The organism is Pseudomonas frederiksbergensis (genome assembly GCF_000802155.2).
Taxonomy (GTDB): Bacteria; Pseudomonadota; Gammaproteobacteria; order Pseudomonadales; family Pseudomonadaceae; genus Aquipseudomonas; species Aquipseudomonas frederiksbergensis_A.
Genome location: NZ_JQGJ02000006.1, coordinates 193,932 through 220,623, shown reverse-complemented (window position 1 = coordinate 220,623; position 26,692 = coordinate 193,932). Strand labels below are relative to the sequence as shown.

Here is a 26,692-nt window from a genome sequence, read left to right as displayed (position 1 = left end):
AGATCCCAAAGAGAGCGAGCCCATGCCCAACAACAATAAAGAGCTGATCCTCAGCGCCCCGCTCAGCGGTCCGGTGCTCACCCTCACCAACGTCCCGGACGCGGTATTCGCCAGCGGCGCCATGGGCGACGGGATCGCCATCGATCCACTGAACGACACCCTCTACGCACCGTGCGATGGCGAGGTAATCCACGTCGCTCGCACCGGCCACGCCGTGACCCTGCGAGCCGACAACGGCGCCGAGCTGCTGCTGCACCTGGGGCTGGACACCGTCGAGTTGCAGGGCGACGGTTTTTCCATGCTGGTCAAGGAAGGTGCGCGGATCAGCCACGGCCAGGCGCTGCTGCGCTATGACCTCGACAAAGTGGCCCAACGCTGCAAGAGCCTGGTCAGCCTGCTGATCGTTACCAATGGCGAACACTTCCAGGCACGGCCGATTACCCTTAAAGGCGTCAAGGTCGGCGATCCCTTGTTGCACATCGTCGCCAAGGCGCCAGGCGAAGAACGCGTCGATGATTCGGATGGCGGCATCGAAGTGTCCGGCCAGATCCGCATCGCCCATCGCGGCGGCCTGCATGCGCGACCGGCAGCCTTGGTTCGCCAGACCGCACAGGGTTTCAAGAGCCGCTCGCACCTGCACTTCGGCGGCCGGTCGGCGTCCTGCGACAGTGTGATGGGCATGATGGGCCTGGCGATCAGCGAGCAGGCCGAAGTGCATGTCAGCTGTCGCGGCCGCGATGCCGAAGCGGCATTGCAAGCGTTGCTGGCGACCCTGTCCACGGCGTTGGCCGAAGAGGTCCACGCGAAGGCGCCGCAGGTCCAGCCGCCCAGGCGTGCCGCTGAAGATGGCGTATTGCAAGGCGTCTGCGCCGCGCCTGGCTTGGTGAGCGGACCGCTGATTCGATTGGACGGTATCCAATTGTCCGAGGATCCCGGCGGCCACGACGCCGAAGAACAACGGCAACGATTGCGCCAGGCCCTTGGGCAAGTCAGCCGCGATATCCAGCAGACGCTGGCAAACGCCCAAGCCCGGCACCTGGTCGATGAGCAAGCGATTTTCAGCGCCCACCTGGCGTTACTGGAAGATCCAGTGCTGCTGGACGCCGCGTACCAGTCCATCGATCAAGGTTGTGCGGCGACCCACGCCTGGAGCCACTCCATTGACCTGCAGTGCCAAGTACTGCGGCAATTGCACAGCGCGCTGCTGGCCGAGCGCGCCAACGATTTGCATGACCTGCGCCAGCGAGTCCTGCGGGCGCTGCTCGGTGAGGCCTGGCAATTCGACGTACCGGCGGGCGCCATTGTCGTCGCCCAGGAACTGACGCCGTCGGACCTGTTGCAACTCAGCGCCCAAGGCGTCGCCGGGGTGTGCATGGCCGCGGGCGGAGCGACCTCCCATGTGGCAATCCTCGCTCGTGGCAAAGGCCTGCCCTGCCTGGTGGCGTTGGGCGAGGTCCTGCTTGCACAGGCGCCTGGGCAGCCGGTGGTGCTGGACGCTGACAATGGCCGCCTCGAACTCACGCCAACCGCCGAACGCCTGGCGCAGGTGCAACAAGCACAGACCCGACGCGCAGCCCTGCGCGCCGAGCAACGGACCCTTGCCCATACACCTGCGCGAACCGTCGATGGGGTGGAGGTTGAAGTCGCCGCCAACGTCGCCTCCAGCGTCGAGGCAAGCGAGTCCTTGGCCAACGGCGCCGATGGCATCGGCTTGCTGCGCACCGAATTTCTCTTCGTCGACCGTCACACCGCACCCGACGAAGAGGAGCAACGCCAGGCCTATCAAGCCGTGCTCGATGCCATGGGCGACAAGCCGGTGATCATCCGCACCATCGACGTCGGCGGTGACAAACAACTGGACTACCTGCCGCTGCCGACCGAAGCCAACCCGGTGCTCGGCCTGCGGGGCATTCGCCTGGCCCAGGCGCGGCCGGAGCTGCTGGATCAACAGCTGCGCGCACTGCTGCAAACTCGGCCGCTGCAGCGCTGCCGGATTCTGTTGCCGATGGTCACCGAGGTCGACGAGCTGCTGCACATCCGCCAGCGCCTCGACGTATTGGGTGCCGAACTTGGCGTGAGCGAACGCCCGCAGCTTGGAGTGATGATCGAAGTACCGGCCGCCGCCCTGCTCGCCGAGCAACTGGCCGAGCACGCGGACTTCCTGTCCATCGGCACCAACGACCTGTCCCAATACACCCTGGCCATGGACCGCGACCACGCCGGTCTCGCCGCCCGGGTCGATGCCTTGCACCCGGCGCTGTTGCGGCTGATTGCCCAGACCTGCGCCGGCGCCGCCAAACATGGGCGTTGGGTCGGCGTGTGCGGGGCCCTGGCCTCCGATCCCCTGGCGACGCCGGTGCTGATCGGGCTGGGTGTGCGAGAGCTGTCGGTCAGCCCGCCGCAAATCGGCGAAATCAAGGATCGCGTACGCCGCCTCGATGCCGCCCAGTGCCGCCGCGTCAGTACCGATTTGCTCAACCTCGCCAGCGCCGCCGCCGTGCGCCAGGCCTGTCATCAACACTGGCCCCTGGGCTGAGCCACGTCGAAGAACAATAAAGGAGAGACGCCATGTACCAGCATTTCATCGAAGGGCTTCAGCGCCTCGGCCGGGCGTTGATGCTGCCGATCGCGATCTTGCCGATCGCCGGCCTGCTGCTGCGCCTGGGTGACACGGACCTGTTGAATATCGCGATCATCCACGATGCCGGCGAAGCGATTTTCGCCAACCTGCCGATGATCTTCGCCATCGGCATCGCCGTGGGCTTCGCCCGGGACAACAACGGCACGGCCGGGCTGGCCGGGGCCATCGGCTACTTGGTGATGATCGCGACGCTGAAGGTGCTCGACGCGACCATCAACATGGGCATGCTCGCCGGAATCATCAGCGGCCTGTTGGCCGGCGCGCTGTACAACCGCTTCAAGGACATCAAGCTGCCGGAGTACCTGGCGTTTTTTGGCGGGCGACGCTTCGTGCCGATTGTCACCGGTTTCAGCGCCGTGGGCCTTGGCCTGGTGTTCGGCCTGATCTGGCCGCCGATCCAGCACGGCATCAACGCCTTCGGCGAGCTGCTGATGGCCAGCGGCAGCTTCGGCGCGTTCGTCTTTGGCGTGTTCAACCGGTTACTGATCGTGACCGGCCTGCACCACATCCTCAACAACATGGCCTGGTTCATCTTCGGCAGCTTCACTGACCCCACCACCGGCGCGGTCGTCACCGGTGACCTGACCCGCTATTTCGCCGGCGACCCCAAGGGCGGCCAATTCATGACCGGCATGTTCCCGGTGATGCTCTTCGGCCTGCCCGCCGCGTGCCTGGCAATGTACCGCAACGCCCTGCCGCAGCGGCGCAAAGTCATGGGCGGGATCTTCTTGTCGATGGCGCTGACTTCATTCCTGACCGGCGTCACCGAGCCCATCGAATTTGCCTTCATGTTCCTCGCGCCACTGTTGTACCTGGTCCACGCGTTGCTCACCGGCCTATCGATGGCGGTGACCAATATGTTGGATATCCACTTGGGCTTTACCTTCTCGGGCGGCTTTATCGACATGGTGCTGGGCTGGGGCGAATCCACCAACGGCTGGTTGGTCGTTCCGGTGGGCCTGGCCTATGCGCTGATCTATTACCTGGTGTTCGATTTCTGTATCCGCCGCTTCGACCTGAAGACGCCGGGGCGTGAAGAGGTGCCGGCGGGCAACAAACCGGTCATCGCCGAAAACCAACGCGCCGCTGCGTATATCCAGGCCTTGGGCGGCGCCGACAACCTGATCACCGTCGGCGCCTGCACCACACGCTTGCGCCTGGACATGGTGGACCGCAACAAGGCGTCCGACCCCCAGCTCAAGGCCCTCGGCGCCATGGCCGTGGTCCGCCCTGGCAACGGCGGCAGCTTGCAGGTGGTGGTGGGGCCGATGGCCGATAGCATCGCTGATGAGATCCGCTTGGCGTTGCCCTCTTCCGAACGGGCTGCCCCAACGCCCGAACCGGAAACTATCGAAGAATCGCCACGCGTGCCCACTGCCGAAGCGCAACAATGGCTCGATGCCCTGGGCGGTGGCGGGAATGTATTGCAGCTTGATTGCGTGGCGATGAGCCGTTTGCGGGTGCAGTTGGCTGATGGCAAGCGGTTGTCGGAAAGCCAGCTCAAGGCGCTGGGTTGCCAGGGGGTTAGCTCGCTGGAGGGTGGCGTCTGGCACTTGCTGCTAGGGGAGAAAGCGCCGGGGTTGTGGCGGGCGTTGGCAACGGCTGTAAATCGAGACGGGGTCAAGGCTGAAGCCTCCAGTGGCTGACACAGCACAATTCCTGTGGCGAGGGTTCGTGTACACAAAATCACCGGCAATAAAAAACCCGCTGAACCAGTCAGCGGGTTTTTCGTTTTCAGCGCAGGAGAATCAGAATTCCTCCAACCGCCACACTTCATACGCCGGTGTCTCGTAGGGATGGCTCTGTTTCAGCGCCTCCACCACGGGGCGGATCAACTCATCGGCGACAACAAGCTCCACCTTCCACTCCTCGACCTGCTCGACCTGCCCCGCCTCGCCAATGAACGGCTGGCTGCCGTCCAAGGGGCGAAACTGACCCAGGCCCAGTACCTGCCAAGCGCAATGATCATAATCGCCGATTCGCCCGCCACCGGCAGCGAATACGGCGCTTTTGACCTCGTCCACATGGCTGGCCGGGACAAAGAAGCAGAGCTTGTACACCGTCTTAGTTCACCCAGACGCGCGCGTTGCGGAACATGCGCATCCATGGCGCGTCTTCGTTCCAGTCGTCCGAACGCCACGAGTTCTGCACCGCGCGGAACACCCGCTCCGGGTGCGGCATCATGATCGTGACGCGGCCGTCGCGGCTGGTCAGGCCGGTGATCCCGCGCGGCGAGCCGTTCGGGTTGGCCGGGTAGGTTTCGGTGACCTTGCCGTGGTTGTCGACGAAACGCAGCGACACGCAACCGGACAAGTCGGCTTCGAGCAAGGCTTCTTCGCTTTCGAATTCCGCATGGCCTTCGCCGTGGGCGATGGCGATCGGCATGCGCGAACCAGCCATGCCCTGCAGGAAGATCGAGTTCGACTCCTGCACCTGGACCATCGCCACGCGGGCTTCGAACTGCTCGGAACGGTTACGCACGAAGTGCGGCCAGAATTCGCTGCCCGGGATCAGCTCGTGCAGGTTGGACATCATCTGGCAACCGTTGCACACGCCGAGGGTGAAGCTGTCGGTACGTTCGAAGAAGCCTTGGAACGCATCGCGGGCGCGGCTGTTGAACAGCGCCGACTTGGCCCAGCCTTCACCGGCGCCCAGCACGTCGCCATAGGAGAAGCCACCACACGCGACCATGCCCTTGAAGTCGTTCAGGTCGACACGACCGGCGAGGATGTCGCTCATGTGCACGTCGATCGCGTTGAAACCGGCGCGGTCGAACGCGGCTGCCATCTCCACCTGCCCATTGACGCCCTGCTCACGCAGGACTGCCACTTGTGGGCGAATGCCTTTCTTGATGTAGGGCGCGGCCACGTTGTCGTTGACGTCGTAGCTGAGCTTGGCGCTCAGGCCCGGGTTGTCTTCTTCCAGCAGCGCGTCGAACTCCTGCTCCGCGCAGTCGGCGTTGTCGCGCAGGCGCTGGATCTGGTAGCTGGTCTCGGCCCACTGGCGCTGCAACAGGCGGCGCTGGCCTTCGAAGACGGTGTCGCCATTGAAGGTTATGTTGATGTGGGCGTTGTTGATCGGCTGGCCGATCACCGAGACGCATTCGGCCAGGCCGGCGGCGCTGAACTGGGCGAGGATGTCCGGGGTCGCGTCCTGGCGAACCTGGATCACTGCTCCCAGTTCTTCGTTGAACAGGATCGCCGGGATTTCGCTGGCCGATTCGGCCACGCTGTCCAGGGTCAGGTTGAGGCCGCAGTGGCCGGCGAAGGCCATTTCCATCACGGTGGTCAGCAAGCCGCCATCGGAACGGTCGTGGTAGGCCAGCAGGTGACCGTCGGCGTTGAGGCCCTGGATCACGGCAAAGAACGCCTTCAGGTCCTCGGCGTCGTCGACGTCCGGCGCTTGCGAACCAAGCTTGCCATGCACCTGGGCCAGGATCGAGGCGCCCATGCGGTTCTGGCCACGGCCCAGGTCGATCAGGATCAGGTCCGTGGTGCCTTTGTCCATGCGCAGTTGCGGGGTCAGGGTCTGGCGGATGTCGGTGACCGGTGCGAAACCGGTCACGATCAGCGACAGCGGCGAGGTCACGCTCTTGTCCACGCCTTCGTCGTTCCAGCGCGTGGCCATGGACATGGAGTCCTTGCCCACTGGAATGGTGATGCCCAGCTCAGGGCACAGCTCCATGCCGACCGCCTTGACGGTGTCGTACAGGCGGGCGTCTTCACCGGGGTGGCCGGCGGCGGACATCCAGTTGGCTGACAGCTTGATGTCGGAGATCTTGCCGATACGCGAAGCCGCGATGTTGGTCAGGGTCTCGCCGATCGCCATGCGACCCGAAGCCGGGGCGTCCAGCAGCGCCAGCGGCGTGCGCTCGCCCATCGCCATGGCTTCGCCGGTGTAGACGTCGAAGCTGGTGGCGGTCACGGCCACGTCGGCCACCGGTACCTGCCATGGGCCGACCATCTGGTCACGGGCCACGAGGCCGGTGATGGTGCGGTCGCCGATGGTGATCAGGAAGCTCTTGCTCGCCACGGCCGGGTGATGCAGGACGCGCTCGATGGACTCGGCGATGTCAAGGGTGGACGGATCGAAATCGTCGCCCAGCTCGGCCTCGCGAACCGCCGAACGGTGCATACGCGGGGCCTTGCCCAGCAGCACTTCCAGCGGCATGTCCACCGGGCTGTTGCCGAAGTGGCTGTCGGTCACGGTCAGTTGCGGCTCGGCGGTGGCTTCACCCACCACGGCGAACGGGCAACGCTCACGCTCGCAAATCGCCTGGAAGCGCTCGAAGTCGGCCGGGCCGACCGCCAGGACGTAACGCTCCTGGGATTCGTTGCTCCAGATTTCGTGCGGGGCCATGCCCGGCTCGTCATTCGGAATGTTGCGCAGTTCGAAGCGGCCGCCACGGCCACCATCGTTGACCAGTTCCGGGAAGGCATTGGACAGGCCGCCCGCGCCGACGTCGTGGATAAAGCTGATCGGGTTCTGCTCGCCCAACTGCCAGCAACGGTCGATGACTTCCTGGCAACGGCGTTCCATTTCCGGGTTTTCCCGCTGGACCGAAGCGAAGTCCAGGTCCGCCGAGCTGGTGCCGGTGGCCATGGAGGATGCCGCGCCGCCGCCCAGGCCGATCAACATGGCCGGGCCGCCGAGGACGATCAGCTTGGAGCCGACCACGATTTCGCCTTTCTGCACGTGTTCGGCGCGGATGTTGCCCATGCCGCCGGCGAGCATGATCGGCTTGTGGTAACCACGGACTTCTTCACCACGGGGGGTGGTGATGGACTGTTCGAAGGTACGGAAGTAGCCGGTCAGGGCCGGACGGCCGAATTCGTTGTTGAACGCGGCGCCGCCCAGTGGGCCTTCGATCATGATGTCGAGGGCGTTGACGATGCGCTCAGGCTTGCCGTAGGGCTTTTCCCACGGCTGTTGGAAGCCCGGGATCTGCAGGTTCGATACGGTGAAACCGGTCAGGCCAGCCTTGGGCTTGGCACCGCGACCGGTGGCGCCTTCGTCGCGGATCTCGCCACCGGAACCGGTGGACGCGCCCGGGAACGGGGCAATGGCGGTCGGGTGGTTGTGGGTCTCGACCTTCATCAGGATGTGCACGGGCTCTTGGACCGCACCGTACTGGCGGGTCTCGGGGTTCGGGTAGAAGCGACCGGCAACGTTGCCGACGATCACCGCGGCGTTGTCCTTGTAGGCCGACAGCACACCTTCGTTGTGCATCTGGTAGGTGTTCTTGATCATGCCGAACAGGCTTTTTTCCTGGTCCTGGCCGTCAATATCCCAACTGGCGTTGAAGATCTTGTGGCGGCAGTGCTCGGAGTTGGCCTGGGCAAACATCATCAGTTCGATGTCGTGCGGGTTGCGCTTCAAGCCCTGGAAGGCGTTGACCAGGTAATCGATCTCGTCTTCGGCCAGGGCCAGGCCCAGCTCGGCGTTGGCTTTTTCCAACGCGGCACGGCCACCGCCCAACACGTCGATGGCGGTCAGCGGCTTGGGCTCGGCGTGGCTGAACAGGCCGGCGGCCTGCTCCAGGTTGCCCAGCACCACTTGGGTCATGCGGTCGTGCAGGCCTTCGGCGATCAGTTGGGCCTCGGCCTCGCTGAACTCACCGGCGACATAAAAGGCTATGCCGCGCTCCAGGCGCTGGATTTTCGACAGGCCGCAGTTGCGGGCGATGTCGCTGGCCTTGCTCGACCATGGCGAAATGGTGCCGAAACGCGGCAATACCAGGAACAGGCGACCGGTCGGCTCCTGGACCGGGACACTTGGACCGTACTTCAGAAGGCGCGCGAGCACCTGCTGTTCGTCGCCGGTCAAACCGCCGGTGACTTCGGCGAAGTGAGCGAATTCAGCATACAAGCCACTGACAGCCGGTACTTTCTGGCTCAGTTGCTCAAGAAGTTTGCTGTGGCGAAAGGCAGAAAGGGCAGGAGCGCCGCGCAGGATCAACATCTTCGGGACAGCCTCGGGAAGGGGTGTGCTTTGAGGCCGTGCATTCTAGCCTAAACCGCTGCCGACGGCACCCGAAACGCTACGTCAGGTGCCAGCCGAACGTCGGTCGCGCTGTCGACGGCAGCCTCACCCGGTCATCGGCGCCACGCCATGGAGATATTTTTTATCCACATGAGCCCTGCCGCGCGCCGGCCCGCTTGGCTTGCGGACACGTTTTGCAACCTCTAGCAGACTGGCCTTTTGCTGTCGATATATGGCGGTCGAGGCCGTTTGCGTATACTGCGCAGATGTTTTCCCCAACGGCTTTGCGTCCGCGGTACGCCAGATGGCTGATCGCAACCGGACTCTTCCTGGTGCTCAGTGGCTGTGTTGAGAAACCCAACACACTGGAGCGCGTAAAGGAGGATGGCGTGCTGCGGGTCGTTACCCGGAACAGCCCCGCCACCTACTTCCAGGATCGCAGTGGTGAAACCGGCTTCGAATACGAGCTGGTGAAGCGCTTCGCCGAGGATTTGGGGGTCGAGCTGAAAATCGAGACCGCTGACAACCTCGACGATCTCTTCAGCCAGGTCGGCAAGCCCAACGGCCCGGTGCTGGCCGCCGCGGGCCTGGTCAGCAGCGAACAGCGCAAGAAGCAGGTACGGTTTTCCCACCCTTACCTGGAAGTCACCCCGCAGGTCATCTATCGCAATGGCCAGTCACGCCCCACCGACGCGGCAGCCCTGGCCGGCAAGAAGATCATGGTGCTCAAGGGCAGCTCCCACGCCGAACAGCTGGCGCAGCTCAAGCAGCAATATCCAGGAATCGACTACGAAGAATCCGACGCCGTCGAAGTCGTCGACCTGCTGCGCATGGTCGATGAGGGCCAGATCGACCTGACCCTCGTCGATTCCAACGAAGTGGCGATGAACCAGGTCTACTTCCCCAACGTACGCGTGGCTTTCGACCTGGGCGACACCCGCAGCCAGAGCTGGGCGGTGGGCCCCGGCGAAGACAACAGCCTGCTCAACGAGATCAACGACTACCTGGACAAGGTCCAGAAGAATGGCACGCTGCAACGCTTGAAGGATCGTTACTACGGCCACGTTGACGTCCTCGGCTACATGGGCGCGACGACCTTCGCCCAGCACTTGCAGCAGCGGCTGCCCAAATACGAGCAACACTTCAAGACGTACGCCAAGAAGGAAAAGGTCGATTGGCGGCTACTGGCTGCCATTGGTTACCAGGAATCACTATGGCAACCGACAGTGACCTCCAAGACGGGCGTGCGCGGCCTGATGATGCTGACCCAGAACACCGCCCAGGCCATGGGTGTGTCCAACCGCCTCGATCCGAAGCAGAGCATCATGGGCGGCGCCAAGTACCTGGCCTACATGAAAGAACAACTGGACGAGAGCATCGAGGAACCGGACCGTACCTGGTTCGCCCTCGCCGCCTATAACGTCGGCAGCGGCCACCTCGACGACGCGCGCAAGCTCGCGGCCAAGGAAGGGCTGAATCCGAACAAGTGGCTGGACGTGAAGAAAATCCTGCCGCGCCTGTCCCAGAAACAGTGGTACAGCAAGACCCGCTACGGCTACGCCCGGGGCGGCGAACCGGTGCATTTCGTGGCGAACATCCGTCGCTACTACGACATCCTGACCTGGGTGACGCAGCCGCAACTCGAAGGCAACCAGGTGGCCGAGGGCAACCTGCACGTGCCGGGCGTGGACAAGAGCAAGCCGAACCAGGAATCCCCGCAGCTATAGGCTCTACACAATTCCTGATGTTGTGATGACCCTGTGGCGAGGGGATTTATCCCCCCGCCACAGGGTGGATCAGGACTTGGCGGCAGCCAGGATCAGCGCTTTCATTTCCGACACAGCCGACTTGAAACCGACGAACAACGCATGAGCCACCAGCGCGTGGCCGATGTTCAGCTCGTTGATACCCTTGATCGCGGCGACAGCCTCAACGTTGTGGTAATGCAAGCCATGGCCGGCGTTGACGATCAGGCCTTGGGCCAGGCCAAAGGTGACGCCATCGGCGACCCGCTGCAGCTCTTCGGCCACGTCGGTCGGGGTCTCGGCGTCGGCGTAACGCCCGGTGTGCAGTTCGATGGCCGGGGCGCCGACCCGCCTGGAGGCTTCGATCTGCCGCTCGTCGGCATCGATGAACAGCGACACCTCGGCGCCCATCTTCGACAGCCGCTCCACCGCCGCCTTGATCCGCGCCTCCTGCCCCGCCACGTCCAGGCCGCCTTCGGTGGTCAGTTCCTGGCGGGTTTCCGGCACCAGGCAGATGTGCGCCGGGCGAATGCGCTCGGCGAACGCCATCATTTCCTCGGTCACGCCCATTTCGAAGTTCATGCGGGTTTGCAGCACATCCTTGAGCAACAGCACGTCGCGTTCCTGAATGTGGCGACGGTCCTCGCGCAGGTGCACGGTGATACCGTCGGCACCCGCCTCTTCGGCATCCAGTGCGGCCTTGACCGGATCCGGGTAGCGCGTACCACGGGCCTGGCGCAGGGTGGCGACATGGTCGATGTTCACGCCGAGAAGAATGCGATTGCTGGTGCTCACGAAAAGCGCTCCTGAATGGACAGAGATTCGGCCCACAGCATACGGGGAGATCAGGGCTTGCGAAACAGCTCGCGACTGACCAGCGGCCGACCGCCCAAATGAACGGCCAAGGCTTGGCGCATCAAACGCTTGGCCGCCGCCAACGCACCCGGCGCGGTCCAGTCGGCTTCGGCCATGGCCAGGAGTTCAACGCCATTGAACAGCCCGGGTTGAAGCTGGTAGACCTGCTCCAGGCCCGCGTCCACTTGCAAGCGGTACAGCCCGTCGGCGGCGATGGGCTGGCCGTGCAGGTCGGTGTCGAGGGAAAAGCCATAGCCCAGGTCATCCAGCAGGCGCCATTCGAACGAGCGCAGCAACGGTTCCAGCGGACGCCCTTCGGCCAGTGCCAGCAGCGTGGCGGTGTAATGATCAAATACAGCGGGATGGGGATCCTCGGCCGGCAGCAGGCGGATCAACAGTTCGTTGAGGTATAGACCGCTGAACAAGGCCTCGCCATTGAGCCAGGCCGCGACACCGTTGCTTTCCATGCGCCCGACATTTTTCAACTCGCCCCGGCCGCGGAATTCGACTTCCAACGGCACGAACGGCCGCGCCAGCGTCCCCGCCTTGCCCCGCGCTCCGCGCAACACTGCCCGCAGCCGCCCTTGGGGCGTGAGGAAGTCCACCAGGGCGCTGCTTTCGCGGTAGGCGCGGCTGTGGAGGACGTAAGCGGGTTGGGCGAGGGGTTGGTTGGGCGACATCGGGGGCCTGAGTATCAGCAAGACATCAATGGATAAACGGATCCTGTGGCGAGGGAGCTTGCTCCCTCGCCACAAGAGCCCGCCCCCAGCCAAACAGATTACAGGTCGCCGTAACCCAACGAACGCAACGCCCGCTCGTCATCGGACCAGCCGCCCTTCACCTTGACCCACAGGTTGAGCATGATCTTGGAGTCGAACAGCAGCTCCATGTCCTTGCGCGCCTCGGTGCCGATGCGCTTGATACGCTCGCCCTTGTCGCCAATGATGATTTTCTTCTGGCCGTCACGTTCGACGAGGATCAAGGCATGAATGTGCAAGGTCTTGCCCTGCTGCTTGAACTCCTCGATCTCCACCGTGATCTGGTACGGCAGCTCGGCACCCATCTGACGCATGATTTTCTCGCGCACCAGCTCGGCGGCGAGGAAGCGGCTGCTGCGATCGGTGATCTGGTCTTCGGGAAAGAAGTGATCGTTTTCCGGCAGGTGCTCGGCAATTACCCGCTCCAGCGCGTCGAGGTTGTGGCCATGCTGGGCGGAGATCGGGATGATCTGGGCGTTCGGCAACTGCTCCTGCAACCAGGTCAGGTGCGGCATCAGTTCAGCCTTGTCTTCGATGCGATCGGTCTTGTTCAGTGCCACGATCAAGGGCCCGGTCACGTACTGGACGCGCTCGAGGACCATCTGGTCTTCTTCGGTCCACTTGGTGCGGTCGACCACGAAGATCACCACGTCGACGTCTTTCAACGCCGCCGAGGCGGTCTTGTTCATGTAGCGGTTCAGGGCCTTTTCGCCCCCCTTGTGCATGCCTGGGGTGTCGACATAGATCGCCTGCACGTCGCCTTCGGTCTTGATGCCCAGCATGTTGTGACGAGTGGTTTGCGGCTTGCGCGAGGTAATCGCCAGCTTCTGGCCGAGGATATGGTTCAGCAACGTGGACTTGCCCACGTTCGGCCGACCGACAATGGCGACATAGCCGCAGCGGGTGACGGTTGTATCAGTCATTGCCATTCTCCACGCCCAGGGCGATCAGTGCTGCGGCGGCCGCTACCTGTTCGGCAATACGACGGCTCACGCCCTGGCCCCGGCTTTTTTCATTCAATAAGACCACTTCGCATTCGACGAAGAAGGTTCGGCAATGCGGCTCACCCTGGATATCCACCACTTCGTAGCGTGGCAGTTCGCAACTGCGCGACTGCAGGAATTCCTGCAAGCGAGTCTTGGGATCCTTGTTGGTGTCCACCAGCGTCAAGCTGTCAATTTCGGAAGTCAACCAGGCCAGCACGCGCTCGCGCGCCATTTCCATGCCCGAGTCCAGGTAGATCGCGCCAATCAACGCCTCCAAGGCGTCGGCGAGGATCGATTCGCGGCGGAAACCGCCGCTTTTCAACTCGCCGGAACCCAGGCGCAAGTAATCGCCCAGGTCGAAACCACGGGCCAGTACCGCCAGGGTCTCACCTTTTACCAATCGTGCGCGCAAACGCGACAACTGGCCTTCGCGAGCCAGGGGGAAGCGTTCGAACAACGCCTCGCCGGCGACGAAGTTGAGGATGGCATCGCCGAGGAATTCCAGGCGTTCGTTGTTGCGCCCGGCAAAACTGCGGTGAGTGAGGGCCAGGAGCATCAGCTCCTGATCCTTGAACGTGTAGCCGAGCTGACGCTCTAGGCGGCTTAGAGAAACGCTCACGGTTTACCCACGCTGAGTTCGTGGCTGGATTCCACTACCACGGCGGCAAGGCGCCATTGGCTTGGGACAATTAACGCTGTGTTCAAAAATGACGTCCTGACTATCGTTGGCTTCATGCCTTCGGGCAACCTCGTACAGGCTCCAGAAATGCATTCGGCGCTGTGTTCAACAGCGCCGTGTGTGATTACTTGATCAGGCCAACCCGCGAGAAATTCGGCAGGTGGCTGAGTTTGGGTTCCGGCCAGCTCATCCAGACCGCAAAGGCCTTGCCGACGATATTGCGGTCGGGAACCATGCCCAGTACGTCCTTGGGTATGTTTGGATCATCCCAGTACCGGCTGTCGTTGGAGTTGTCGCGGTTGTCGCCCATCATGAAATAGTGCCCGGCCGGCACGGTCCACGAATGGTCCGGCGTGGCGCGGTAGCGGCTCATTTCCTTGCGGATCAGGTGTTCCGCCTCGCCGAGTTTTTCCTTGTAGAGCTCGGCGCTGCCCAGCGTGCCCGGTTCGGAACCGATCAACTGCTCGGCCACCAATTCGCCGTTGACGAAGAGGCGTTTGTCGGCGGTATAGCGGATCTTGTCGCCCGGCAGCCCCACCACACGCTTGATGTAGTTGACGTTCGGGTCGCTTGGGAAGCGGAACACCATCACATCGCCGCGTTGCGGGTCGCCGATCTCGATGACCTTCGTGTCGATCACTGGCAGCCGGATCCCGTAGGAAAACTTGTTCACCAGAATGAAGTCGCCCACGTCCAGGGTCGGTTTCATCGAACCGGACGGAATCTGGAACGGCTCAACCAGGAACGAGCGCAGCACCAGCACGATGAACAGCACAGGGAAGAACGACTTGCCGTACTCGACCAGCAGTGGTTCCTTGTTTAGCTTTTCAATGACCACGCCGTCAGGCTGGCTGACACTGCCCTGGTAAGAGGCAATGGCCGCCCGGCGCCTAGGCGCCAGGAACAACAGATCAAGCAACGCCAACAGGCCGCAGACGAACACGGCGATAACCAGCAACAGCGGGAAATTTAGCGACATAGGACCTAACTATCCAACCTGAGCACCGCGAGGAAGGCTTCCTGTGGAATTTCCACGTTGCCGACCTGCTTCATGCGTTTTTTACCGGCCTTCTGCTTTTCCAACAGCTTGCGCTTACGGCTGACGTCGCCGCCGTAGCATTTGGCCAATACGTTCTTTCTGAGTGCCTTGACGGTTGTACGCGCCACAATCTGCCCGCCAATGGCGGCCTGGATTGCCACATCGAACATCTGCCGCGGAATCAGCTCCTTCATCTTCTCGGTCAATGCGCGACCTTTGTAGTGCGCGTTGTCACGGTGCACGATCAACGCCAGGGCATCGACCTTCTCGCCGTTGATCAGCACATCCAGCTTCACCAGATTAGCCGATTGGTAACGATCGAAATGATAGTCCAGCGAAGCATAGCCGCGGCTGGTGGATTTGAGACGGTCGAAGAAGTCCAGCACCACTTCGTTCATCGGCAGGTCGTAGGTCACCTGGACCTGGGAGCCAAGGAACAGCATGTCGTGCTGCACGCCGCGCTTCTCGATGCACAGGGTGATGACGTTGCCCAGGTGCTCCTGAGGCACAAGGATGTTCGCCCGCACGATCGGCTCGCGCATGTCCTCGATGGCCGACAGGTCCGGCAGCTTGGACGGGTTGTCGACGTAGATCGTCTCGCCGTTCTTGAGCAGCAGTTCGAAGATTACCGTCGGCGCCGTGGTGATCAGGTCCAAGTCATACTCGCGCTCCAGGCGCTCCTGGATGATTTCCATGTGCAGCATGCCGAGGAACCCGCAACGGAAGCCGAAGCCCAGGGCGTCGGAGCTTTCCGGGGTGTATTGCAGGGACGAGTCGTTCAGCGTCAGCTTTTGCAGCGCTTCGCGGAAATCTTCGAAATCGTCGGAACTGACCGGAAACAGGCCGGCGTAGACCTGCGGCTGGATGCGTTTGAAGCCGGGCAGCACATCGACATCAGGGGTCGAGCTCAAGGTCAGGGTGTCGCCGACCGGCGCCCCGTGAATGTCCTTGATACCAGCAATGATGAAGCCCACTTCACCGGCCTTCAGGTCGACGGTGGCGGTATGTTTCGGGTTGAAGACACCGACGCTGTCCACCAGGTGGATCTTGCCGGTGGACTTGACCAGGATCTTGTCGCCCTTCTTCACGCGGCCATGGCGCACGCGAACCAGGGAAACTACGCCCAGGTAGTTGTCGAACCAGGAGTCGATGATCAACGCTTGCAGCGGATCTTCGATATTGCCGGTCGGCGCGGGAATGGTGGTAACCAGGCGTTCGAGCACTTCATCCACGCCCAGGCCGGTCTTGGCACTGCAAGCAACCGCGTCGGTGGCGTCGATGCCGATGATTTTTTCGATTTCTTCCTTCACGCGGTCCGGATCGGCCTGGGGCAGGTCGATCTTGTTCAGCACCGGCATGACTTCCAGGCCTTGCTCGATGGCCGTGTAGCAGTTGGCGACCGACTGGGCCTCGACGCCCTGGCCGGCATCGACCACCAGCAACGCACCTTCACAGGCCGCCAGCGACCGGCTGACTTCATAGGTGAAGTCGACATGGCCCGGGGTATCGATGAAGTTGAGCTGGTAGGTAATTCCGTCGCGAGCCTTGTAATAAAGGGTAACGCTGTGGGCCTTGATGGTGATCCCGCGTTCACGCTCCAGGTCCATGGAGTCCAGGACCTGGGCTTCCATTTCACGCTCGGCCAGGCCGCCGCACATCTGGATGAAGCGATCAGCCAGCGTCGACTTGCCATGGTCAATGTGGGCGATGATGGAGAAATTGCGGATATGACTCAAATCACTCACGGATCAACACTCAAAAAGGCTGCAGGCATGGCCCGCCGAAAAATAGCCGGGAATTGTACCTGATACACCGCGCAAGCGTCACGTTCGCCTGTCGATGGGCTTCTGTGGCGAGGGGATTTACTCCCTCGCCACAGAAGCTCCTCGCCACGATGAATCTGAATCAACCCGCCCGGCGCAGCAACCAGAGCCCGGCCAACGCGCAGACACCGGCCGGCACCAGCACCGCAAACAAAGGCGAGAAGCCGAATACCAGGCTCGATGGGCCGAGCAGATCCTGGGCGATACGGAAGGTAAAGCCCACCAGCACGCCGGTGAAGACCCGCTGGCCAAGCGTCACGGAGCGCAGCGGACCGAAGATAAAGGAAATGGCCATCAAGACTAGTGCAGCGGTCACCAGCGGTTGCAACACCTTGACCCAAAAAGCCAGCCAGTAGCGACCATTGTTAAGGCCCTGGTCCGCCAGGTAGTGGATGTAGCCCCACAGGCCGGTGATCGACAAGGAGTCCGGCGCCATGACGACGGTGCTGAGCAGTTGCGGGCTGAGCGCCACGTCCCAGCGCTCCTGCGGGACGGCGACGACTTCGGTGCGCTTGTCATGGAACAGCGTGGTCGTAACGTCGTTCAGTTGCCAATGGTCCTCTTCGAACTTCGCGCGCTTGGCGAAGCTTGAGGACAGCATGTGCCGCTGGTCGTCAAAGCGGTAGCGGGTCACGCCATACAGGGTGCCATTGGGCTGGACCGAGTTGATGTGGATGAACTCATCGCCCTGGCGGTGCCACAGGCCATGCTTGGCGCTTTGCGCGTCACCACCGCCCTGGGCCAGGGAACGGTTGGCCTGGGCGGTGTTCTCGGTGGCCGGGGCGATGTATTCGCCGATCAGCAAGCCCACCAACATCAACACGAGCATCGGCTTCATTACCGCCCAGACGATCCGACCGATGGACACGCCAGCGGCGCGCATGATGGTCAGTTCGCTGTTGCTCGCCAGGCTGCCAAGGCCGATCAGGCAGCCGATCAATGCGGCCATCGGCAGCATGTCGTACAAGCGGCGCGGCGCGGTCAGCAATACATAGCTCGCCACGTCCAGCAGCGTATAGGTATCGCTGACATCGCCCATCTCGTCGATGAACGCGAACAAGGTCGCCAGGCCAAGGATGATCCCCAGTACCGCGAGGATCGCCATGAAAACGCTGCTGCCGATATAGCGGTCGAGCTTAACCACGGGCCACCTCCAGCGCGCTGCGACGGCTGGCGAGTTTCAGCCGCAGTGGCTCCCAGTAGAGCAACCCGAGGCCGATGGCCAGGAAGATCGAATGCACCCACCACAAGCCCAGCGTCGGTGGGATCTTGCCCTTCTCCAGGGCACTGCGGGCGGAAATCAGGATGGTGAGGTAAGCCATATACAAGAGAATCGCCGGCAACAACTTGAGGAAACGGCCCTGGCGCGGATTGACCCTCGACAGCGGAACCGCCATGAGCGTCACGATAAACACCAGGAGCGGCAGCGACAGGCGCCACTGCAGCTCGGTACGGGCGCGGATGTCGTCGTTGCCCAGCAGACTGGCAGTCGACATCGCATCCCGGTCAGTGACTTCGTCGCTGGCCTCGGGCTTGGGCAGCAGCACGCCGTAGGTGTCGTACTTGATCGCCCGGTAATCGGCCTGCCCCGGCGTGCCGTCGTAGCGATAGCCGTTTTCCAGGATCAGGTAGCGGTTGCCGTCAGGGTTGATTTCCTGGCGCCCCTTTTCGGATACCAGCACGGAAATGCCGCGGTCCTTCTTGGTGTCCGAAGACACGTTCTTCTGGGTGATGAAGACCCCGCCCAGGTTGACGCGGTCTTCGGAAAGCTCCTCGGTATAGGTGACGCGCGTCCCGTCGCGCAGGGCCTGGAAGCGCCCCGGTACCAGGGTGTCGAATTCGGTCAGGGCGTCCTGCTGGTTGATCAGTAATTGAAACTGGTTCGCCCCTTGGGGCGCCAGGCTCAGGCTCAACCAGGCGACCACCAGTGCCACCAGCGTCGCCGGGAACAAGGAGATGCGGAACAGGCGCTGCTGGCTCATGCCGGTGGCCGACAGCACGGTCATTTCGCTGTCCAGGTACAGGCGACCATAGGCCAGCAGGATGCCGAGGAACAATCCCAGGGGCAGGATCAACTGGAGGAAGCCCGGCAGGCGGAACCCCATGATCAGGAACAGCGAGCCCGGGTCCAGGGCGCCCGAAGCCGCCTGGGCAAGGTATTTGATGAAGCGCCCACTCATGATGATGACCAGCAGCACGGCGCTGACGGCGCTCAGGGTCAGCAGGACTTCGCGGGACAGATAACGAAAGACGATCACACCAGACACTCCAGGATTGTCAGGCTGGGCTTTGTATGAAAAGTGCCTGCGCGACGACTTTTCAAACAAACCTATGGCGGCCAAACAAGAAACGTATCGAGCCGACTCACACCGCGAGCAGCCGAAAAAAGAGCCGCATTATCCTGTGATTGGACGCGCCTGTCACTGCGCACGCTTTAACCAGACGCTTCATGGCAAAAAAGTTAACGGCTGCGAGGGTTGTCAGGCTCGGGCGCCGGGGTTCAAACTGCGGCCTTTGTCGCCGGTGAGCCCCGGCGCTTCTATATAGAAGACAGCTGTTCAGCGCGCCAATGTTGTCCTGGCGCCTGGCCTCTTGACCATTGACTCAAGGATCCGGACATGGAACTGGTTGTAAAAAGCGTCAGCCCAGAAACGTTGAAGACCGCCACGCTGGTGGTTGCCGTGGGTGAAAACCGCAAGCTCGGCGTCGTCGCGACCCAGCTCGACGCCTTGAGCGGCGGTGCGATCAGCGCGGTGCTCAAGCGCGGCGACCTCGCTGGCAAGGTCGGCCAGAGCCTGTTGTTGCACAGCTTGCCTAACCTCAAGGCCGAGCGCGTGCTGCTGGTGGGCGTGGGCAAGGACGCCGAACTGGGCGACCGTCCGTTCCGCAAGATCATTGCCGGCGTGCTGGGCACCCTGAAGAGCCTGGGTGGGACCGACGCTGCGCTGGCGCTGGACGAACTGGTGGTCAAGGGCCGCGACAGCTACGGCAAGAACCGCCTGCTGGCCGAGACCCTGGTGGACGGCGAATATCAGTTCGACCGTTTCAAGAGCCAGAAAGCCGAACCCCGCGCCCTGAAAAAAATCACCGTGCTGACCATCAAGGCCGCCCAGGCTGAGGTCCAGCGCGCCGTGACCCACGCCACCGCGATTGCCAACGGCATGGCGTTCACCCGCGACCTGGGCAACCTGCCGCCGAACATCTGCCACCCGACGTTCATGGGCGAACAGGCCAAGGCGCTGGGCAAGGAATTCAAGGCCTTGAAGGTCGAAGTCTTCGACGAGAAAAAGATCAAGGACCTGGGCATGGGTTCCTTCTATGCCGTCGGCCAGGGCAGCGCCCAGCCGCCGCGCCTGATCGTCATGCAATACAACGGCGGCAAGAAATCCGAGAAGCCATACGCACTGGTCGGCAAGGGGATCACTTTCGACACCGGCGGCATCAGCCTCAAGCCGGGCGCCGGCATGGATGAAATGAAGTACGACATGGGCGGCGCCGCGAGCGTATTCGGCACCCTGCGCGCCGTGCTGGAACTGCAACTGCCGATCAACCTGGTGTGCATCCTGGCCTGCGCCGAGAACATGCCCAGCGGCACGGCCTCGCGTCCGGGCGACATCGTCACCACCATGAGCGGCCAGACCGTCGAAATCCTCAACACCGACGCCGAAGGCCGTCTGGTGCTGTGTGACGCCCTCACTTACTCCGAGCGCTTCAAGCCGCAAGCCGTGATCGACATCGCCACACTGACTGGCGCCTGCGTGGTCGCCCTCGGCGCCCATACTTCGGGCCTGCTGGGCAATAACGACGAGCTGATCGGCCAACTGCTCAGCGCCGGCCAGCAAGCCGACGACCGTGCCTGGCAGCTGCCATTGTTCGACGAATACCAGGAACAACTGGACAGCCCGTTCGCCGACATCGCCAACATCGGCGGCCCGAAAGCCGGGACCATCACGGCGGCGTGCTTCCTGTCGCGCTTCACCAAGAACCTGAACTGGGCGCACCTGGACATCGCCGGCACGGCCTGGACCAGCGGCGGCAAGGACAAGGGCGCCACCGGTCGTCCGGTTCCCCTGCTGACCCAATACCTGCTGGACCGCGCCAAGGCCTGACATCAATGATTGCCGTTGGCGTCGCCCTCGGGTGGCGCCAGCGATGGCTCCGGAACCGCAATGACCAAAGTCGATTTCTATATCCTGCCCAGCGCCGATCCCTCGGCGCGACTGGATTTCGCCTGCAAGCTCACTGAAAAGGCCTGGCGCATGGGACACCGCATCTACCTGCATTGCAGCGATGCAGCCCAGCGCGAGGACCTCGACGCACGGCTATGGGCTTTCAAAGGCGAAAGCTTCGTGCCCCATGGCCCGGCGGAAAGCGAGTCAGAGGGTGCAATCGTGCTCGGGTTGGGGGATGACTGCGCAGAGCATCAGGACCTGCTGGTCAACCTTGACCTGAAAGTGCCGGCCTTCGCCCAGCGCTTCGCCCGCGTGGCGGAAGTGGTCGTGGAAGACCCGGTCATCCGGCAAGCCGCGCGGGAGAGTTTCCGCTTCTACCGCGAACAGGGCTATCCTCTGCAAGACCACCGTTTACAGCGACTTTGAGCCTACGATGGATACTCCAAAACCACCGCAAAAACCCGCGCAATTGCTCGATGACCTCGAGTCGATCCGCCAACTGCTCGGCGACGACACCCTGCAACCGCCGCTGCTGACCGATACGGTGGAGCACGAACCGGTGCACGACGAACAGATCCCGCTGCTGTTCGACCCGATCAACGGCCAGCCGGAACCCAAGCCAGCCCCCAAGGCCGAACCAAAAGGCCCCGACGCCTTGCTGCACCTGGACCGGGAACTTCGCGCCGCCGCGCAACTGATCATGCAAGACGTCATCGACGACTTCGCCCCGCACATCGAAACCGAGATCAAGCGCCGGCTGGATGCGCGGATGGAGCGGTTGTTGAGTCAATACGAGTAACCCGGCGCCCCGATTGTGATTGTTTTCGTGGCGAGGGAGCTTGCCCCCTCGCCACGGGGATCTGTTCGCAGTCGTTGCGTACTGACTCGCCCTGCGCCCCACGCCCCGCTATACTTCCCGGCTTTTCCTGAATAAATGCCAATAGGGTCCCGCCGCGCATGGATAAGACCTACCAGCCGCACGCCATTGAAACTTCCTGGTACAACACCTGGGAGTCAGAGAATTATTTCGCTCCGCAAGGCGCGGGCGATTCCTACACCATCATGATCCCGCCGCCGAACGTCACCGGCAGCCTGCACATGGGCCACGGTTTCAACAACGCGATCATGGACGCCCTGATCCGTTTCCGGCGCATGCAAGGTCGCAACACCTTGTGGCAACCGGGCACCGACCACGCCGGCATCGCTACGCAGATGCTGGTGGAGCGTCGTCTCGAAGCCCAGGGCCAGAACCGCCATGACCTGGGTCGCGAGAAATTCCTCGAGAAAGTCTGGGAATGGAAAGACGAGTCCGGCGGCAATATCAGCCGCCAGATCCGTCGCCTCGGCTCGTCGGTGGACTGGAGCCGCGAGCGCTTCACCATGGACGACGGCCTTTCGGAAGCGGTGAAGGAAGCCTTCGTGCGCCTGCATGAAGATGGCCTGATCTACCGCGGCAAGCGCCTGGTCAACTGGGACACCAAGTTGCACACGGCCATTTCCGACCTCGAAGTGGAGAACCACGACGAGAAAGGTTTCCTGTGGAACCTGAAGTACCCGCTGGCCGACGGCGCCAAGACCGCCGAAGGCAAGGATTACCTGATCGTCGCCACCACCCGTCCGGAAACCATGCTGGGCGACTCCGCCGTGGCGGTGAACCCGAACGATGAACGTTATCAGGCGCTGATCGGCAAGTTCGTCGAGCTGCCGCTGGTTGGCCGTCGCATCCCGATCATCGGCGACGATTATTGCGACCCCGAATTCGGCACCGGCTGCGTAAAAATCACACCGGCCCACGATTTCAACGACTACGAAGTCGGCAAGCGCCACAACCTGCCGCTGCTGAACATTTTCGACAAGAACGCCCATGTGTTGCCGGCCGCCCAGGCCTTCAACCTCGACGGCACCTTGAACGAAAGCGTCGACGGCCAGATCCCGGCCGAATGCGCCGGCCTGGACCGTTTCGAGGCGCGCAAGCAGATTGTTGCCGCGTTTGACGCCGCCGGCCTGCTGGTCAGCGTCGACGACCATGCCCTGAAAGTCCCGAAAGGCGACCGCTCCGGCACCATCATCGAGCCGTGGCTGACCGACCAGTGGTATGTGTCCACCAAGCCGCTGGCCGAGCCTGCGATCGCCGCCGTGGAAGACGGCCGCATCCAGTTCGTGCCCAAGCAGTACGAGAACATGTACTTCTCGTGGATGCGCGACATCCAGGATTGGTGCATCAGTCGCCAGCTGTGGTGGGGCCACCGTATTCCGGCCTGGTACGACGAGTCGGGCAAGGTCTATGTCGGCCGCGATGAAGCCGAAGTCCGCGCCAAGCACAACCTCGGTCCGGACGTTGCCCTGGCGCAGGACAACGACGTCCTCGATACCTGGTTCAGCTCGGGCCTGTGGACGTTCTCCACACTGGGCTGGCCGCAGCAGACCGAGTTCCTGAAGAAATTCCATTCCACCGACGTGCTGGTCACCGGCTTCGACATCATTTTCTTCTGGGTCGCCCGGATGATCATGCTGACCATGCACCTGGTGAAAAACGAGGACGGCACCCCGCAAGTGCCATTCAAGACCGTCTACGTCCACGGCCTGGTGCGCGATGGCCAGGGCCAGAAGATGTCCAAGTCCAAGGGCAACGTCCTGGACCCGCTGGACATCATCGACGGCATCGACCTGGAAACCCTGGTGCAGAAACGCACCTCCGGGCTGATGCAGCCGAAACTGGCGAAGAAGATCGAGAAAGCCACCCGCGAAGAATTCGCCGAGGGCATTGCCAGCTACGGCACCGATGCCCTGCGCTTCACCTTCTGCTCGCTGGCGTCCACCGGTCGCGACATCAAGTTCGACATGGGCCGCGTCGAAGGCTATCGCAACTTCTGCAACAAGATATGGAACGCCGCGCGCTACGTGCTGGACAAAGGTGAAGACTGCGGCCAGAACGGCGAAGCCTACGAGCTGAGCCTGGCCGATCGCTGGATCATTTCCCAGTTGCAACGCACCGAAGCCGAAGTGACTCGCCAGCTCGACCAGTTCCGTTTCGACCTGGCCGCGCAGGCCTTGTACGAGTTCATCTGGAACCAGTATTGCGACTGGTATCTGGAACTGTCCAAGCCCGTGCTGTGGGACGAAAACGCACCGGTGGAGCGCCAGCGCGGCACACGTCGCACCCTGGTGCGCGTGCTGGAAGTGGCCCTGCGCCTGGCGCATCCGTTCATGCCGTTCATCACCGAGGAAATCTGGCAGCGCATCGCACCGCTCGCTGGCATCCAAGGCAAGACGATCATGCTGCAACCGTGGCCGGTGGCCAACGAGACCCGCATCGATCCGGCCGCCGAGGACGACATCGAGTGGCTGAAGACCTTCATGCTCGGCCTGCGCAACATCCGCGCCGAAATGAACATCGGCCCGGGCAAGCCGCTGACCCTGTTCCTGAAAAACGCCAGCGCCGAAGACCTGCGTCGCCTCAATGAGAACGAAGCACTGCTCAAGAAGCTGGCGAAGCTTGAATCGGTGACCGTGCTGGCTGCGGGCGAAGAAGCGCCTCTGTCGGCCACCGCATTGGTCGGCGAAATGGAAGTGCTGGTGCCAATGGCCGGCCTGATCGACAAGGCCGCGGAACTGGCGCGCCTGGACAAGGAAATCCTGCGCCTCAAAGGCGAAGTCCAGCGCGTGGGTGGCAAGCTGTCCAACGCAGGCTTCGTCGACAAGGCCCCTGCCGAAGTCATCGAGAAGGAACGGGCCAAGCTGGCCGAGGCTGAACAGGCCTTGGGCAAGCTGGCTGAGCAACACGCGCGGATCTCCAGCCTGTAACGGTTGTTCGCGATTAAAAAAGGAGGCCTGATGGCCTCCTTTTTTGTGCCTGCCACTTCTTCCTTATGCAGCAGGAACCTGTGGGCCGGATGTGGGACAATGCCCGCCACTTTATGAGCCAGCCCCGAACGATCCGCCCATGACTGTCCCTCGCACACCCCGACCTGCCCGCCAGAAGCCCAAGCTCGCCCCCGAGGCCAAAGCGCCCCGCGAGAAAGCCAGCCTGCATCCACGCAATCGCCATCAGGGACGTTATGACTTCCCGGCATTGATCAAGAGCACGCCCGAACTGGCGCAGTTCGTGATCATCAACCCCTACGGCAAGGAGAGCATCGACTTTGCCAGCCCTGAAGCGGTGCGGGTGTTCAACCGGGCGCTGCTCAAATCCTTCTACGGCATCGCCCATTGGGATATCCCGGCTGACTACCTGTGCCCGCCGGTGCCAGGGCGGGCGGACTACGTACATTTCCTCGCCGATTTGCTCGCCAGCCACAACGCAGGTGAAATCCCCCGTGGGGCTGCGGTGAAGGTGCTGGACATCGGCACCGGTGCCAATTGCGTCTATCCACTGATCGGCTACAGCGACTATCGCTGGCATTTCCTCGGTTCGGAGATCGACCCGACCGCGATTGCCTCGGCCAAGACCATCGTCCAGTCCAATGGCTTGGACAAGGTCATTCGGCTGCGCCAGCAAACCAATCGCAAGCAAATCTTGCTGGGCCTTTTGGAGAACGCCGAACGGTTCGACCTGACGATGTGCAATCCGCCGTTTCACGCCTCCCTGGAAGAAGCGACCAAGGGCAGTCAGCGCAAATGGCGTGCGCTGGGCAAGGCGGACCCGAAGCGCAAGTTGCCGGTGTTGAACTTTGGCGGCCAGGCGGCGGAGTTGTGGTGCGAGGGTGGCGAGGCGCGTTTTGTCACGCAACTGATCAGCGAAAGCGCCCAGGTGGCGGGTCAAGTGCTGTGGTTCAGCACCCTGGTGTCGAAGGCGTCCAACCTGCCGGCCATCGAGACAGCGCTCAAGAAGGCGGGAGCGTTGCAAAGCCAGGTGGTGGAGATGTCCCAGGGCCAAAAACAAAGTCGCTTCGTGGCCTGGACCTTCCAGGACGACGCGCAACAGCAAGCTTGGCGCCAGTCGCGTTGGGTTCGCAAGGACTAGAAAGGCACAGTTCCTCAGTTTTCCAAGGCAATAAAAAACCGTGCCCGGATCGCTCCGCGGCACGGTTTTATCAAGCGGTCTTACTTGTTGACCGCGTCGGTCAGGCCTTTGGCCACAACCAGCTTGATCACTTTCTTGGCCGGGATTTCGATGGCTGCGCCAGTCGAAGGGTTGCGACCGGTACGGGCAGGACGCTCGGTGACTTTCAGCTTGCCAACGCCTGGCAAGGTCAGTTCGCCGCCGTTTTCCAGCTGATCGGCAACGATTTGGCCCAGTTGGTCCAGCAGTGCACGCACGGTAGCTTTCGGTGCGTCTACAGCTTCAGCCAAATCAGCGATCAGTTGGTCTTTAGTAAGAGCCATGTAGTGTTCCTTCCCTATCAAATTCATATGGATTGCAGAGTGCAGTGTCAGCCATCGAGCCCGATCTATCTGATCAGCCGCCCTCGGTCATTACCACGACGGATCGGGGTAATAGATGCCGAAATCCGGGTTTGGTTCGACCTGACAAATGCTGAATGCACGCTTAACGCAGTGACATCGCGTAAGACCGGGCAAAACTAGCACAACGCCTGTGAAATATCCGCCTCTACCTACCCAAATGGTCAGCTTTATTGCGCTAAATCGGTAAAAAAATGCTCTCAGGGTGTCGGAAGGGTCTGAAAGGCCCTTCGACGCGTTGCAAAACCAGTGATTGCGGTACACTGGGCCCTTTTCGGGGAGCGCGCACTCCCCTCTTTCATCAGCCGAGAAATCCATGCCGATCCGTCATTGCATCGTCCACCTGATCGACAAAAAACCCGACGGCACGCCTGCTGTGCTCCACGCCCGCGACTCCGAACTGGCTGAGTCCACGGCCATCGAGAACATGCTCGCCGATCTCAATGAAAGCTATAACGCCAAGCAAGGCAAGGCCTGGGGTTTCTTCCACGCCGAGTCCGGGGCGCATCCGTTCAGCGGCTGGCTGAAGGAATACCTGGACGGCGGCAAGGACTTCACCGCCTTCAGTCGCGTAGCGGTGGAGCATCTGCAAAAACTGATGTTCTGGCA

The 26,692-nt window shown here is 62.3% G+C and carries 19 protein-coding genes and 1 pseudogene; 9 read left to right on the top strand and 11 right to left on the bottom strand.

Features of this window, described 5'->3' with window-relative positions; all coding sequences use genetic code 11:
- The first annotated feature begins 22 nt into the window (after positions 1-22).
- Together ptsP and nagE are read left to right on the top strand one after the other, a co-directional pair.
- Positions 23-2,536 (top strand): phosphoenolpyruvate--protein phosphotransferase, encoded by a 2,514-nt coding sequence (gene ptsP, locus JZ00_RS14310; protein ID WP_039591476.1) that lies wholly within the window; start codon positions 23-25, stop codon positions 2,534-2,536.
- 32 nt (positions 2,537-2,568) lie between these two features.
- Positions 2,569-4,287, top strand: coding sequence for an N-acetylglucosamine-specific PTS transporter subunit IIBC (nagE, locus tag JZ00_RS14305; protein WP_039591477.1), 1,719 nt, complete (start codon positions 2,569-2,571; stop codon positions 4,285-4,287).
- Between the two features lie 102 nt (positions 4,288-4,389).
- On the opposite strand, the gene JZ00_RS14300 is transcribed toward nagE, so the two are convergent.
- Together JZ00_RS14300 and purL are read right to left on the bottom strand one after the other, a co-directional pair.
- Positions 4,390-4,701: a YqfO family protein gene (locus tag JZ00_RS14300; protein ID WP_030139606.1), complete on the bottom strand. Its 312-nt coding sequence runs from the start codon at positions 4,699-4,701 to the stop codon at positions 4,390-4,392.
- A gap of 4 nt (positions 4,702-4,705) precedes the next feature.
- Positions 4,706-8,602: a phosphoribosylformylglycinamidine synthase gene (gene purL / locus JZ00_RS14295; RefSeq protein ID WP_039591478.1), complete on the bottom strand. Its 3,897-nt coding sequence runs from the start codon at positions 8,600-8,602 to the stop codon at positions 4,706-4,708.
- A gap of 287 nt (positions 8,603-8,889) precedes the next feature.
- Here purL and mltF point away from each other — a divergent pair, with 287 nt between their 5' ends.
- Positions 8,890-10,350, top strand: a complete 1,461-nt coding sequence (mltF, locus tag JZ00_RS14290) for a membrane-bound lytic murein transglycosylase MltF (RefSeq protein WP_082112090.1) — start codon at positions 8,890-8,892, stop codon at positions 10,348-10,350.
- 69 nt (positions 10,351-10,419) lie between these two features.
- On the opposite strand, the gene pdxJ is transcribed toward mltF, so the two are convergent.
- The 8 genes from pdxJ to lptF form a co-directional block, all read right to left on the bottom strand.
- Positions 10,420-11,163, bottom strand: a complete 744-nt coding sequence (gene pdxJ / locus JZ00_RS14285; RefSeq protein ID WP_039591479.1) for a pyridoxine 5'-phosphate synthase — start codon at positions 11,161-11,163, stop codon at positions 10,420-10,422.
- Between the two features lie 50 nt (positions 11,164-11,213).
- Positions 11,214-11,903: a DNA repair protein RecO gene (recO, locus tag JZ00_RS14280; RefSeq protein ID WP_039591480.1), complete on the bottom strand. Its 690-nt coding sequence runs from the start codon at positions 11,901-11,903 to the stop codon at positions 11,214-11,216.
- Positions 11,904-12,001: 98 nt separating this feature from the next.
- Positions 12,002-12,904 (bottom strand): GTPase Era, encoded by a 903-nt coding sequence (gene era, locus JZ00_RS14275; RefSeq protein WP_039591481.1) that lies wholly within the window; start codon positions 12,902-12,904, stop codon positions 12,002-12,004.
- Positions 12,897-13,586 carry a ribonuclease III gene (rnc, locus tag JZ00_RS14270; protein WP_030139612.1) on the bottom strand — a complete coding sequence of 230 codons (690 nt, stop codon included), beginning with the start codon at positions 13,584-13,586 and terminating at the stop codon, positions 12,897-12,899. The genes era and rnc overlap by 8 nt, the downstream gene beginning before the upstream one ends.
- Before the next feature lie 184 nt (positions 13,587-13,770).
- On the bottom strand, positions 13,771-14,625 hold the full coding sequence (gene lepB, locus JZ00_RS14265; RefSeq protein ID WP_039591482.1) for a signal peptidase I: 855 nt from the start codon (positions 14,623-14,625) through the stop codon (positions 13,771-13,773).
- A 5-nt stretch (positions 14,626-14,630) separates the two neighbouring features.
- Complete coding sequence (gene lepA / locus JZ00_RS14260; protein WP_039591483.1) at positions 14,631-16,430, bottom strand: translation elongation factor 4; 1,800 nt, start codon at positions 16,428-16,430, stop codon at positions 14,631-14,633.
- Between the two features lie 160 nt (positions 16,431-16,590).
- Positions 16,591-17,652, bottom strand: a complete 1,062-nt coding sequence (lptG, locus tag JZ00_RS14255; RefSeq protein WP_039591484.1) for an LPS export ABC transporter permease LptG — start codon at positions 17,650-17,652, stop codon at positions 16,591-16,593.
- Entirely contained in the window at positions 17,645-18,766 is a 1,122-nt protein-coding gene (gene lptF / locus JZ00_RS14250) for an LPS export ABC transporter permease LptF (protein WP_039591485.1), read from the bottom strand. The genes lptG and lptF overlap by 8 nt, the downstream gene beginning before the upstream one ends.
- Positions 18,767-19,126: 360 nt before the next feature.
- On the opposite strand from lptF, the gene JZ00_RS14245 reads away from it, so the two are divergent.
- The 5 genes from JZ00_RS14245 to rlmF all read left to right on the top strand — a co-directional run bounded on the left by JZ00_RS14245 (position 19,127) and on the right by rlmF (position 25,643).
- A complete protein-coding gene (locus JZ00_RS14245; protein WP_039591486.1) occupies positions 19,127-20,617 on the top strand; it encodes a leucyl aminopeptidase in 1,491 nt (496 codons plus the stop codon).
- A gap of 60 nt (positions 20,618-20,677) precedes the next feature.
- Positions 20,678-21,106: a DNA polymerase III subunit chi gene (locus JZ00_RS14240; RefSeq protein ID WP_039591487.1), complete on the top strand. Its 429-nt coding sequence runs from the start codon at positions 20,678-20,680 to the stop codon at positions 21,104-21,106.
- 7 nt (positions 21,107-21,113) lie between these two features.
- Complete coding sequence (locus JZ00_RS14235) at positions 21,114-21,479, top strand: hypothetical protein (protein WP_039591488.1); 366 nt, start codon at positions 21,114-21,116, stop codon at positions 21,477-21,479.
- 158 nt (positions 21,480-21,637) lie between these two features.
- A complete protein-coding gene (locus JZ00_RS14230; protein WP_039591489.1) occupies positions 21,638-24,484 on the top strand; it encodes a valine--tRNA ligase in 2,847 nt (948 codons plus the stop codon).
- Positions 24,485-24,623: 139 nt separating this feature from the next.
- On the top strand, positions 24,624-25,643 hold the full coding sequence (rlmF, locus tag JZ00_RS14225) for a 23S rRNA (adenine(1618)-N(6))-methyltransferase RlmF (protein ID WP_039591490.1): 1,020 nt from the start codon (positions 24,624-24,626) through the stop codon (positions 25,641-25,643).
- Between the two features lie 80 nt (positions 25,644-25,723).
- Here rlmF and JZ00_RS14220 read toward each other — a convergent pair whose 3' ends face one another.
- Positions 25,724-26,005, bottom strand: coding sequence for an HU family DNA-binding protein (locus JZ00_RS14220; RefSeq protein WP_039591491.1), 282 nt, complete (start codon positions 26,003-26,005; stop codon positions 25,724-25,726).
- A gap of 394 nt (positions 26,006-26,399) precedes the next feature.
- Here JZ00_RS14220 and JZ00_RS14215 point away from each other — a divergent pair.
- A pseudogene (locus JZ00_RS14215) lies at positions 26,400-26,684 on the top strand (nucleoid-associated protein); the annotation flags it as partial.
- Positions 26,685-26,692 lie beyond the last annotated feature (8 nt).

What these genes read in the sequence shown, in the direction of transcription:
- purL (WP_039591478.1), bottom strand. Translation starts at nt 8,602, where the DNA reads ATGTTGATCCTGCGCGGCGCTCCTGCCCTTTCTGCCTTTCGCCACAGC.
- JZ00_RS14230 (WP_039591489.1), top strand. Translation starts at nt 21,638, where the DNA reads ATGGATAAGACCTACCAGCCGCACGCCATTGAAACTTCCTGGTACAAC.
- lepB (WP_039591482.1), bottom strand. Translation starts at nt 14,625, where the DNA reads ATGTCGCTAAATTTCCCGCTGTTGCTGGTTATCGCCGTGTTCGTCTGC.
- era (WP_039591481.1), bottom strand. Translation starts at nt 12,904, where the DNA reads ATGACTGATACAACCGTCACCCGCTGCGGCTATGTCGCCATTGTCGGT.
- ptsP (WP_039591476.1), top strand. Translation starts at nt 23, where the DNA reads ATGCCCAACAACAATAAAGAGCTGATCCTCAGCGCCCCGCTCAGCGGT.
- rlmF (WP_039591490.1), top strand. Translation starts at nt 24,624, where the DNA reads ATGACTGTCCCTCGCACACCCCGACCTGCCCGCCAGAAGCCCAAGCTC.
- JZ00_RS14240 (WP_039591487.1), top strand. Translation starts at nt 20,678, where the DNA reads ATGACCAAAGTCGATTTCTATATCCTGCCCAGCGCCGATCCCTCGGCG.
- JZ00_RS14245 (WP_039591486.1), top strand. Translation starts at nt 19,127, where the DNA reads ATGGAACTGGTTGTAAAAAGCGTCAGCCCAGAAACGTTGAAGACCGCC.
- JZ00_RS14220 (WP_039591491.1), bottom strand. Translation starts at nt 26,005, where the DNA reads ATGGCTCTTACTAAAGACCAACTGATCGCTGATTTGGCTGAAGCTGTA.
- recO (WP_039591480.1), bottom strand. Translation starts at nt 11,903, where the DNA reads ATGTCGCCCAACCAACCCCTCGCCCAACCCGCTTACGTCCTCCACAGC.
- nagE (WP_039591477.1), top strand. Translation starts at nt 2,569, where the DNA reads ATGTACCAGCATTTCATCGAAGGGCTTCAGCGCCTCGGCCGGGCGTTG.
- JZ00_RS14235 (WP_039591488.1), top strand. Translation starts at nt 21,114, where the DNA reads ATGGATACTCCAAAACCACCGCAAAAACCCGCGCAATTGCTCGATGAC.
- mltF (WP_082112090.1), top strand. Translation starts at nt 8,890, where the DNA reads ATGTTTTCCCCAACGGCTTTGCGTCCGCGGTACGCCAGATGGCTGATC.